The following is a 9,887-nucleotide window of genomic DNA, read 5'->3' as shown; positions in this document are numbered from 1 at the left end:
ACCCGCGAAGAGGCCGGCCCTGCTGGCCAATTTCCACCCGCCGTTCACCGTTGCCGCCGCTACCGTATTCGCGGGTAAACCCGCTCCTACCACGGTGATGGACACACATCGGGGATTGCTCGCAAAAGGGCCCGCACAGGCAACGAAGCTCAGGCAGGAAACCACTGTCGCAGCAACCGCCGCGCTTCCTGCGAGCCCTGCCCTGCGGCAAGCTCAAGCCAATAGCGCGCCTGCTCCGGCTCGTTTTGCCGACACAGCCGAGCGTACTCCAACTGCGCCCGACGATCCCCTGCGCGGGCTGCCTGACGCAGCAGCTCATGGCCAATACGCCGGTCGCGGGCATTGCCACAGTCGCGGCACAGCATCTGCCCCAGGCGGCTCTGCGCCACAACCACACCTTGGCGCGCCGGCTGCTTCAACAGGCGCCCGGCCAGGTGCTTGACCTGAGGTTTATCGCCCAGGCGCGGGCTATCGAGCAACCACAGGGCCACTTTCAGGGAAAAGCGTTTGGCGGGAGGTGCAAGTGTCGATGCAACGGGGCTGGCGAGGTGTTTACCGCGAAACTTCATGAGCAACAGGTTTTGGTAACTCGAAAAGCGCGCCACTCTACTCTTTTTTTTTCACCCTGGCCTGTCGATTTCTGGAGTATTGAAAAAAATTCAATGATCTTTTCTTGACGTTTCCAGGAGGATGACCAACCGGTCTTTTGGAGCATGGGGATTGTCGGACAGTTCATCCCGTTGCTGGCACGCCCGTGCTAGAGCAAGCGCTCGGGACAATCCACAGTTCCTGTGGATAACTCGGTGGACAACCCCCTATCACACCCCTCAAACCCCCGTGAATTGGGGGCTTTGGTCAAACTGACGATTTTTTCACCAGCTAAAAATAGTGTTTTTTTTCATTGACTTAACCACGCAGTCAAGGCATTGGCGAGGCTGCCGGGTGGTGTTATCAAGCCGTTACAAGCGCTGCCCCGAATGTGAACAAGTGCACCATAAACCTTCATTTCCGTGCACGAAAAGGACACATCGGCCCGCATAAAGGCCATTTACCCCCTCTTCACAGCAGCGAGAATTCGCGCCATACTGCGCGGCTCACTTGAACACACATACTGCTTGCCAAACACCTGCACTTCCGGTAAGGTGCCCCTCGTTAGTACCAAGCTGAAAGTCAATTTTGGCCGCAAGCGTCCTTGCAGACTTGTTCCCCCCAAGAGCAGTTCTGCTGAAACAAGGACCGGCCCATTCAATGATTCACTCGCCAGCACTGCGCTGCGCAAGCATGAATCACATGACAGATTGATCAGGATCCCACCTCGACGGCCTAGAACCTTGGCCTCGGCGTGCTGCCTGCCTTCCGAAGTACCTACCAGTCAGCCCAAGCGCCTACATTTGATTGCGCCCCCTCTGGCTGCCCTGTTCCAGTCAGGTTCGTTCGTCCCTTAATAAAGGCGTCACTGGAACGTTTCTATCATGCACGGATCTTATCCCCGTGTTTAAAGCAGGAACCTCCAACAATATGCAAACTCATCATCAGATTCAGGCTGCCATTGGCACCCTCTCCCAGGCCTTCTCGCCGTTGAAGTGCCTTATCGTTGCCCCACGCAAGGGCAGCTTCAGCTTTACCTTGGTAGACGAACACGGCGTTGCCTGCCACACCGAACGCCTGTACCACGAACAGTACAGCCGCAGCGAACCGCTGCAGGCGGTGATCGCCAGGACTCGTCAGTCGCTTACCGCGTGACCGGCGAATGCCGGGGTATTCAAGCGCTGAATCATCCAATCGCAAGACTGCCTGAACGCTCCTGGCGTAATTGCCTTAGGGCATATGGCCCGGAGCATCAGGCAGTAATCGATTTAAAAACAGCTCTTTACACCACGATTATCACACTACACTTCAACTCGAGCGGTGCTTTCCGCTCCCGGCGGGCCTGATCATTCACCAGCTGCCAAGCTCCAGCGCCCGTCCGGCCCTTACCTGCTCGAGGGCATCATGGGTATTGCGGCGAATGAATTGTGTCAGTATGTGATCCGACCCACCCTGGTCTACCTGAACCGTCACTGCGCCAGCGCCGAAGCCTTGTTACTGGGCATCGCCGCCAGTCAGTCAGCCCTCGGCTCAGCCCTGCATGACCGGCGCGGGCACGGCCTTTACCGTATCGGCGAGCAACGTCACCAGGCGCTCTGGGACGAATACCTGGCCCGTGATCCCGACCTAGCCAGCCTGATTCGCGGCCTGGCCAGCCAGCACGCCTTCCTTGGTGGCCCGCACCTGGAGCTCACCGTCAACCTGCGCTATTCCACTGCCATTGCCTGGATGCTCATCGAAGAGCAGGCCACACCATTGCCTGCGGCGGACGATCTACTGGCACTGGCGCGGATCTGGCGACAGATTTTCAACCCCCAGGGTCGCCTGCGCGACTTCACCCACGCCTGGCATGCCTGCATAGATCAGAAATTGCCACAGGCATCTTGAGACGCGTCCTACAACTATACCGGAAAAAAGGGAATTTTGGTCGGATTGTCCTACAAAACCGCTCTAACTCCTGCGATTGAGCCTATAGCGCGGCGCGTGATTTGTTGGTAGCTTTTCGCCCCGGAGATCCCAAGGAGTTTTCTAATAATGAAAAAAGTAATGCTCAAAACCTCCCTCGGCTTAGCCGTTGCGCTTGCTTCCAGCCAACTGCTCGCCAGCGGCTTCGCGCTCAACGAACAGAGCATCAGCAGCATGGGGACAGGTTTCGCGGGACGTTCTTCTTCTGCCGAAGATGCCAGTACCGTATTCGGCAACCCGGCCGGCATGTCCCGCCTCAAGCGCGAACAGTTCACCGTGGGCGGCGCTGCCGTCATCGCCAAGACCGACATATCGGGCCCAGGCAGCAACCTCGGGGGGGAAACCGATGGTGACATGGTGCCTGTCGTTGGCGTACCCATGGGTTACTACGTCAAGCCGATCGATGACCACTGGAGCGTCGGTTTCGGTGTCTACGTACCGTTCGGCCTGGTAACCGACTACGGCAGCGATGATGCCGCGCGCTACTGGGGCAAGAAGAGCCACGTACAGGTTGTCACCTTCCAGCCGACTGTCAGCTATGCCTTCAACGACAAGGTCTCGATCGGTTTTGGCCCGACCATCAACCGCATCGAAGGGGAACTGGGCTCGAGCCTGATCAACCCGTTCACCCCGGGCCGTAACGACGGCGAAGTGAAGATCAAGGGCGACGATACCGCCGTTGGCTACAACATCGGTATTCTGGTCCAGGCCACCGACCGCACCCGTGTCGGTCTTACCTATCACTCGATGGTCGACTACAAGCTCGAGGGCAAGACCCGTGTCAGCACCCCGCTGATCGGGCCATTCAATGGCAACAAGTTTGACGCCAGCCTGAAGATCAAGACGCCTGAATCCGTCGACCTTTCGGTTACCCATGAACTGGACGACCAATGGACCCTGTACGCAGGCAGCACCTGGACGCGCTGGAGCCGCCTGGAAGACATCACCGTGCAGAACGATGTGCCGGCGCCACTGGCAGGTTCGGCGTTCCAGACCATCACCGAAGAGCAGAACTGGCATGACACCTGGGCTCACGCCATTGGTGCATCCTACAAGGTCAACAAGGAGTGGGTACTGCGTACCGGCTTCACCGTCGACCAGTCGCCAACCAACAACCACGATCGTTCGCCGCGCATCCCGACTGGCGACCGCAAGGTGTTCAGCCTGGGTGCCGGCTGGAGCCCGAACGACGACATGACCATTGACGTCGCCTACTCCTACCTGTGGGAGGAGGACACCAAGGTCAATCAGGTCAGCGCGACCAAAGGCAGCTACCAGGCCAAGTACGAGAACAGCGCTCACGGTATCGGTGCATCCCTCACCTACCGCTTCTGATTCTTGCGCGTCACATGAAAACCGCCTTCGTGGCGGTTTTTTTTCATGCCTGCAGTTGCCAGCTGTCGCCCAGGCACTCGCGCAGATAGTCCATGAAAACGCGCACCTTGGTGGTCATGGCAAAGCGATCGGCCAGGCACAGGTAGATGTCCATGGGCTCGGTCTGGGCGTAAGCCTGGCTGCTGTCGCAGTATTCGAACAGCGGCACCAAGGCGCCCGAGGCCAGGTGTGGCCGCACAATGAACTCGGCCAGGCGGGTGATGCCACCATCGTGCAGGGCCATCTGGGTCAGGGCATCGATATCGTCGCTGATCAATACATTGCCGAATTCCGCTTCAAAACGCAGGCCGTCCCGTATGAAGCCCCAGCGCAGGAAGCGGCCATCCACCGGGTAGCGAAACACAAGGCAACGGTGCCCGCGCAAGGCCTCGGGCGTGCCAGGTACGCCAGCACTTTGCAGGTAGCCAGGTGAGGCACAACAAATGAACGGAATGCGGGCGACGCGCCGGGCCAGCAACTGGTCTTCGAGCTGCGGCGCAATGCGCAGGCTCACGTCAACGTCTTCACGGGCATGGTTGACCCGACGATCAGTCGTTACCAACTCTATCGAAAGTAAGGGGTAGCGGGCACTGAAAGCAGGTATCAACGGTGCCAGCACATGGCGCCCGAAGGCAGAGGTCGAGGCAATGCACAACCGCCCCTGAGGCTCGCTGTCGGGTGTTGTCACTGCCTGTTCGGCCAGGACCAGATCACGCTCGATGTGCTTTACACGCTCGTAATACTGAGCACCAGAGGGCGTCAGGGCCATGCTGCGTGTGGTTCGGCTGAGCAGACGCACTTGCAGGTGGCCTTCCAGCCGCGCCAGATTCTGGCTGACGGCTGCCGGGCTAAGGCCGATGTTACGGGCGCCAGCGGCAATGCTACCGGCCTCGACCACCTTGATGAAGCAGCGGATGGCGTTGAGCAGGTCCATGGTGAGCTCTTGGATTCGTAATGATTTCTTTATAAAGAACTCAATGCTGCGGGTCTACAGCTGCAGGCGTGCACGTTGCTAATCTGCGCTTCCACTCAGCTTTCAGGAGTTCGCATGAGCAACCTTTCCCGGTCGCGTGGTCGACGCAAATTACACCCGGTCGCTACCCCCTACGTTTTCGCGTTCTTCATGTCGTCGATCATGGCGCTGTTGATGTGCTTTGTGATCACGGCTGCCAATGCCGGGATTACCCCGGAGTATCTGGGCAATGTGCTCAAGGCCTATCAGCTGGCGATGCCGGTGGCATTTGTGTGTGTGCTGGTGGTCCGGCCGGTGGTGATGCGGCTGGTGGCGATTACCGTGCATGCACGGTGAAGTGGCCTGCAGCCAGCCACTTCCTGTTTTTGATCTTGATCTTCACGACGTCAGGAGGCCTGCGCTCGGCCTCCTGAAGTCGCAATCTGCATCGCCTGAACTGCCTCGCACTTAGAAGCGGAAGTCGCAGCAAGATCAGCCTGGTTACTGCTGTGAGGCGATGGCCTTTTCGATAGCGGCGCGGAATGCGGGATCATCCGGTTTGGTCAGGCTGGAGAAGTTACCGATCACCTTGCCCTTGCGATCGACAACATACTTGTAGAAATTCCACTTCGGCGCACTGCTCTGGCTGGCCAGCTCCGCGAACAGCGGTATCGCATCCTTGCCCCGCACCGCCTGCGTCTTGGTCATGGTGAAGGTGACGCCGTAGTTGGCATAGCAAACCTTGGCAGTCTTCTCACTGTCGGCGTCTTCCTGCTTGAAGTCATTGGACGGCACGCCGAGCATTTCCAGCCCTTGCTCGTGATATTCCTTATACGTCGCCTCAAGCCCCTCGAACTGCGGGGCAAAACCGCAATAACTGGCAGTGTTCACCACCACGAGCGGCTTGCCGGCAAAGCGTTCGCACAGCTCGACCTGCCCCTTGCCGCGCAATTCCGGCAGGCTGCCCTGCAACAACGCCGGGCAATCCGCTGCCCAGCTCGATGTACTGGCAAGCAGGGCCAGCACTGGCACCGTCAACCAATGTGCACGCATGACTCGTTTCTCCCGCATGACAACCCTTGAGCTTGCAGGGTAGCGCCTAACACACACTCATGCCCAGTTGCATCAGCGCCATCCCTCCCTGATGCCAGCCCCACCACACCAGTGCCAACAGCAACAGCGCGGCAACCGCCAACAGCCCGCGGAGCAGGTAGCGGTTCATGCTGCCTGGGCCTGAAGGCGTGCAACCGGGCGTTCGCGCACCGGCCAGTTAAGGGCAGCAGCCAGCAAGCTGAGCAGGATGGATATCTGCCAAACCAGGTCGTAGCTACCGGTGCGGTCATACACCACCCCACCCAGCCACCCCCCCAGGAACGCGCCCAACTGATGGAACAGGAACACGATACCGCCCAGCATGGACAGGTTACGCACCCCGAACACGGTGGCCACGGTACCATTGGTCAACGGTACCGTGGACAACCACAGCAGGCCCATGGCAATACCGAACAGATAAGCACTGAACTCGCTCACCGGCGCCCACAGGAACAGCACGATCACCACCGCGCGCAGCAGGTACAAACCGGTCAGCAGGCGCGGCTTGGACATGCGCCCGCCCAACCAGCCAGCGGTGAAGGTTCCGACGATGTTGAACAGGCCGACCAGCGCCAGCACTGTCGTACCGGTGGTCGCAGCCAGGTGCTGGTCAACCAGGTAGGCCGGCAGGTGCACGCCAATGAACACGACCTGGAAGCCACAGACAAAAAAGCCCAGCGCCAGCAACCAGAAGCCGGAGTGCGTGCACGCCTCGCGCAGCGCCTGGCCCAGGGTCTGCTCGGCACCGTGACTGGGTAACGGGCGATCGCGCAGCAGGCCGACGAAAGGCACGATGAACGCCACCATCAGCCCCAGCACCAGCAACGCTGCCGACCAGCCCAGCCACTGAATCAGACCAAGGGTGCCCGGCAACATGGCGAACTGGCCGAATGACCCGGCGGCGCTGGCGATCCCCATGGCCATACTGCGTTTTTCGGCCGGCACAGCACGCCCGACCACACCGAGGATGACCGAGAACGACGTGCCGGACAGGCCAATGCCGATCAGCAACCCCGCACTCAGCGATAACGACCAGGCCGAATCAGCCATGCCCATCAGGATCAAGCCGACGGCATAGAGAATACCGCCGATGATGACCACCCGCGCCGCGCCAAGCCGGTCGGCCAAGGCGCCAGCGAACGGCTGCGCCAGCCCCCAGATCAGGTTCTGCAGGGCAATGGCGAAGGCAAACACCTCACGCCCCCAGCCAAAATCAGCACTCATCGGCGCCAGGAACAGGCCGAAGCCGTGTCGTACGCCCAAAGACAGCGCCAGTATCAAGGCCGCCCCCACCAATACCCATCCGCTGGTTCGCCACACCGAAGTCATTTTCGTTATCTCCCGCTCATCGCAAGGTTTTGCGGGTATATACCCGCTTATAGTCGTATCGATTCAGGCCAGTTGTTTCAGCAGTCGCACCAGCTCATCCCGCTGCCCCACCCCGAGCCGTTCAACCAGCTCTTTCTGCGCCTGCTCCCAAGCTGGGTGGGCAACGTGCAACAGTTGCTTACCCGCTGCGGTCAACAGCACCACGCGGTTACGCTGGTCGTCGCCATCGCCCAGTGCTACCAGCCCATCCGCCTCCAGCACACGCAGATTACGGCCCAGGGTACTGCGCTCAAGTCCCATGGCTTCAGCCAGGACTGTGATGCTGGGTCGGTCGAGCCGTTGCAGGTGACGCAGCAGGGAAAACTGGGCGACATTGACCCCGAAGCCGGCAAGGGCTTCGTCGTAATGCCGGCTCACCCCGCGGGCGGCACGACGCAGGTGGGTACAGATGCATTCACTGGTCAGCATGGATACGTGTATATACCCGCATACTGACTGTTGCAAGAAGTTTCACAAGGGGTGAGAAGCGTCAGTCCGGGTTCAAGCGCCTGCGGATCGGCTCGAACTCAACCGTGGCCTTGCGCGCCAGGGGGTCTGGCGCGCCCTGCTCGACCGCCTGCCAGTAGCGCCACGGCACCTTCGCCGCGCCCAGTTCGTAGTCCATGCCATCCCAGCTGTCTTCACGGAAGCTATAGAACGCCCAGTGCAACCGGTTGCGATCCAGCACGACGAGTACATCTTCAAGATACTGCCGACAACCCGGCAACCTGCGCATGCAGCCAAACTCTCCCACCACCAGGCGAGAATGCGGCAGCCCCATGGCTTCGGCCCATGCCAGCGGCTGGCGCAGGTAGCGTTCGACGCGTTGCCCATCCCACAGCTGGGTCTGCCCGGCAAAAGGTACGGGGCCTGGATAGGCGATGGGATGCTTGCGCGCCATGTTCGGCGCACTGGTAGCGGCATAGGGCTCATACATGTGCACGCTGTACAGCACTCGCGCGTCTTCCAGCGGCGCCGGCCAGTAGCCGAACGCGTCTGCGCCAGCATACCAGCCAGCATCGACCATGATCGGCGTGTCAGCGTCTTCTTCGCGAATGGCCGCTATCAGTTGCCGGTACAGCAAGGGCAGATCGCGCGCACCGCCCTGCGCTTGCGCATACCACTGCTGCATCTGCCCGAGTTCGGCATGTTCATCCAGGCCACCCTGTTTCTCCGGTGCTGGCTCATTGATCAGGTTGTAGGCCGCGATGGCCGGATGACTTTTCAGTTCGCGCGCCATATCTCGCCAGAACGCCGCAGCCTGGGACCAGTAGCGTTTGTCTTGCCACAGGCGATCATCGAACTGGCCCTGGTTGTTTTGCGACCAGCGCATACCCGGTAGCGAGAGTGGCGCGATGACCACCTTGAGCCCCGCCTGGTGCGCCCGGTCGAGGGTGGCACGCAGCACCGCCAGGTCGGCTTCGGGCAGGCCGTCATAGGTATCGGCACTGCCGAGGAGGAAATCACGTTTCACCGGTTGCCATTTGTCGTACGACAGCCGCACCCAGGTAGCGCCGTACCCCCTCAGGGCATCGAAGTAGGCCTGATCGGGTGGCAGCCGGTTGAAACTGTTGCCGCCGTGGCGTGGGGTGTCCCAGAACGCCATGAGATCTGCAGCAGTGGCTGGGAGGGTGGACAGGACCAAAAGACTGGCAAAGATCCAGTGACGCACGGGAAGCCTACCTGATTGCTGGGGGGAGGCTGAGGATACGCCGACAAGCAAGAGGCAGGCGCTACCGGACCGTTTCTGGAAGTTACTGGCCCCCTCCCCCCCTATGGCCTGCTGCGAAAGCACTGCAAAGCGGCCCCGAAAGGGCCGTCCAGCTCAAAGCCCCAGCGCCAAACCGAGTACGACGGCCAGCTCCAGCAGCTCCAGCAACGCACCGGCGGTATCACCGGTGGTCCCGCCCAGGCGCCGGCACATCAGATGCCGCAACCAGGCAAACACCGCCAGCGCCAGCAGCACGCTCCATCCGCCCAGGAAGAGGCAGAACAGCCCACAAACCAGCAACACCCACCCCGCCGCGCACCGGGGCATATGTTCGGCCAACGCCTGGCCCAACCCGCCAGGTCGCACATAAGGTGTACAAAGGAACAGACCCAACATAGCCGCCCGCCCGATTAACGGCGCCAGCAGCAATTGCGCCCCGACGCCCTGCCCGACCAGCACCCACAATGCGCAAAACTTCAGCAGCAACACCAAGACCAGGGTGACCACGGCTATCGGCCCACTGCGCGGGTCTTTCATGATCAGCAAGGTGCGTTCACGGTCGCCGAAACCACCTAGCCAGGCGTCGGCACTGTCCGCCAGGCCATCCAGGTGCAAGGCACCACTGAGCAGTACCCACAACGTCAGCAGCAAAGCCGCGTGCAGCGGCGGCGGCGTGCCCTGAAGCAGATGGCTGGCCAACCACAGCAGCAAGCCGAACAGCAGCCCGACCAGCGGGTAGTACAGCAGCGAACGCCCCACCTCACGCGGTGCCGGCATGCCCGGCAGGCTAACCGGCAGGCTGCTGAGAAACTGCAAGGCGATCCAGAACGGCAACAT

At 60.6% G+C, this 9,887-nt stretch carries 12 protein-coding genes; 4 read left to right on the top strand and 8 right to left on the bottom strand.

Annotated elements, in window-relative coordinates; genetic code table 11:
• Positions 1-149: 149 nt before the first annotated feature.
• A complete protein-coding gene (locus tag ACF8RA_RS08220) occupies positions 150-569 on the bottom strand; it encodes a tetratricopeptide repeat protein (protein ID WP_176685472.1) in 420 nt (139 codons plus the stop codon).
• Positions 570-1,518: 949 nt separating this feature from the next.
• On the opposite strand from ACF8RA_RS08220, the gene ACF8RA_RS08215 reads away from it, so the two are divergent.
• The 3 genes from ACF8RA_RS08215 (at position 1,519) to ACF8RA_RS08205 (ending at position 3,888) form a co-directional block, all read left to right on the top strand.
• Positions 1,519-1,743 (top strand): hypothetical protein, encoded by a 225-nt coding sequence (locus ACF8RA_RS08215; protein WP_176685473.1) that lies wholly within the window; start codon positions 1,519-1,521, stop codon positions 1,741-1,743.
• A 249-nt stretch (positions 1,744-1,992) separates the two neighbouring features.
• On the top strand, positions 1,993-2,475 hold the full coding sequence (locus ACF8RA_RS08210; RefSeq protein WP_176685474.1) for a hypothetical protein: 483 nt from the start codon (positions 1,993-1,995) through the stop codon (positions 2,473-2,475).
• Positions 2,476-2,622: 147 nt separating this feature from the next.
• Positions 2,623-3,888, top strand: a complete 1,266-nt coding sequence (locus ACF8RA_RS08205) for an OmpP1/FadL family transporter (protein WP_176685475.1) — start codon at positions 2,623-2,625, stop codon at positions 3,886-3,888.
• A gap of 43 nt (positions 3,889-3,931) precedes the next feature.
• Here ACF8RA_RS08205 and ACF8RA_RS08200 read toward each other — a convergent pair whose 3' ends face one another.
• A complete protein-coding gene (locus ACF8RA_RS08200) occupies positions 3,932-4,861 on the bottom strand; it encodes a LysR family transcriptional regulator (RefSeq protein ID WP_392519015.1) in 930 nt (309 codons plus the stop codon).
• Positions 4,862-4,975: 114 nt separating this feature from the next.
• Between ACF8RA_RS08200 and ACF8RA_RS08195 the strand changes: the two genes are divergently transcribed.
• Positions 4,976-5,236, top strand: coding sequence for a DUF2798 domain-containing protein (locus tag ACF8RA_RS08195; protein ID WP_176685477.1), 261 nt, complete (start codon positions 4,976-4,978; stop codon positions 5,234-5,236).
• 144 nt (positions 5,237-5,380) lie between these two features.
• Here the strand turns inward: ACF8RA_RS08195 and ACF8RA_RS08190 are convergent, their stop codons facing one another.
• The 6 genes from ACF8RA_RS08190 to ACF8RA_RS08165 all read right to left on the bottom strand — a co-directional run bounded on the left by ACF8RA_RS08190 (position 5,381) and on the right by ACF8RA_RS08165 (position 9,887).
• Entirely contained in the window at positions 5,381-5,932 is a 552-nt protein-coding gene (locus tag ACF8RA_RS08190; protein WP_014592086.1) for a glutathione peroxidase, read from the bottom strand.
• A gap of 46 nt (positions 5,933-5,978) precedes the next feature.
• A complete protein-coding gene (locus ACF8RA_RS08185) occupies positions 5,979-6,101 on the bottom strand; it encodes a hypothetical protein (RefSeq protein ID WP_256122397.1) in 123 nt (40 codons plus the stop codon).
• Entirely contained in the window at positions 6,098-7,300 is a 1,203-nt protein-coding gene (locus ACF8RA_RS08180; RefSeq protein ID WP_218115526.1) for an MFS transporter, read from the bottom strand. Before ACF8RA_RS08180 ends, ACF8RA_RS08185 begins: the two co-directional genes overlap by 4 nt.
• A 63-nt stretch (positions 7,301-7,363) precedes the next feature.
• Positions 7,364-7,768: a MarR family winged helix-turn-helix transcriptional regulator gene (locus ACF8RA_RS08175; RefSeq protein ID WP_084850372.1), complete on the bottom strand. Its 405-nt coding sequence runs from the start codon at positions 7,766-7,768 to the stop codon at positions 7,364-7,366.
• 61 nt (positions 7,769-7,829) lie between these two features.
• Positions 7,830-8,945, bottom strand: coding sequence for a glycoside hydrolase family 5 protein (locus ACF8RA_RS08170; protein ID WP_392519019.1), 1,116 nt, complete (start codon positions 8,943-8,945; stop codon positions 7,830-7,832).
• A 219-nt stretch (positions 8,946-9,164) separates the two neighbouring features.
• Complete coding sequence (locus ACF8RA_RS08165) at positions 9,165-9,887, bottom strand: adenosylcobinamide-GDP ribazoletransferase (RefSeq protein ID WP_392460833.1); 723 nt, start codon at positions 9,885-9,887, stop codon at positions 9,165-9,167.

Origin of the sequence: Pseudomonas sp. FYR_5 (genome assembly GCF_043106315.1) — a bacterium.
GTDB classification, from domain to species: Bacteria; Pseudomonadota; Gammaproteobacteria; order Pseudomonadales; family Pseudomonadaceae; genus Aquipseudomonas; species Aquipseudomonas putida_Y.
The sequence above is the reverse complement of the archived record's forward strand: the minus strand, read 5'-3'. Positions and strand labels throughout refer to the sequence as shown.

Bases quoted from the DNA above. Each gene is read 5' to 3' on its own strand.
- ACF8RA_RS08190 (WP_014592086.1), bottom strand. From the start codon at position 5,932: ATGCGTGCACATTGGTTGACGGTGCCAGTGCTGGCCCTGCTTGCCAGT.
- ACF8RA_RS08175 (WP_084850372.1), bottom strand. From the start codon at position 7,768: ATGCTGACCAGTGAATGCATCTGTACCCACCTGCGTCGTGCCGCCCGC.
- ACF8RA_RS08180 (WP_218115526.1), bottom strand. From the start codon at position 7,300: ATGACTTCGGTGTGGCGAACCAGCGGATGGGTATTGGTGGGGGCGGCC.
- ACF8RA_RS08215 (WP_176685473.1), top strand. From the start codon at position 1,519: ATGCAAACTCATCATCAGATTCAGGCTGCCATTGGCACCCTCTCCCAG.
- ACF8RA_RS08170 (WP_392519019.1), bottom strand. From the start codon at position 8,945: ATGGCGTTCTGGGACACCCCACGCCACGGCGGCAACAGTTTCAACCGG.
- ACF8RA_RS08185 (WP_256122397.1), bottom strand. From the start codon at position 6,101: ATGAACCGCTACCTGCTCCGCGGGCTGTTGGCGGTTGCCGCGCTGTTG.
- ACF8RA_RS08205 (WP_176685475.1), top strand. From the start codon at position 2,623: ATGAAAAAAGTAATGCTCAAAACCTCCCTCGGCTTAGCCGTTGCGCTT.
- ACF8RA_RS08200 (WP_392519015.1), bottom strand. From the start codon at position 4,861: ATGGACCTGCTCAACGCCATCCGCTGCTTCATCAAGGTGGTCGAGGCC.
- ACF8RA_RS08165 (WP_392460833.1), bottom strand. From the start codon at position 9,887: ATGTTGCCGTTCTGGATCGCCTTGCAGTTTCTCAGCAGCCTGCCGGTT.
- ACF8RA_RS08210 (WP_176685474.1), top strand. From the start codon at position 1,993: ATGGGTATTGCGGCGAATGAATTGTGTCAGTATGTGATCCGACCCACC.
- ACF8RA_RS08220 (WP_176685472.1), bottom strand. From the start codon at position 569: ATGAAGTTTCGCGGTAAACACCTCGCCAGCCCCGTTGCATCGACACTT.
- ACF8RA_RS08195 (WP_176685477.1), top strand. From the start codon at position 4,976: ATGAGCAACCTTTCCCGGTCGCGTGGTCGACGCAAATTACACCCGGTC.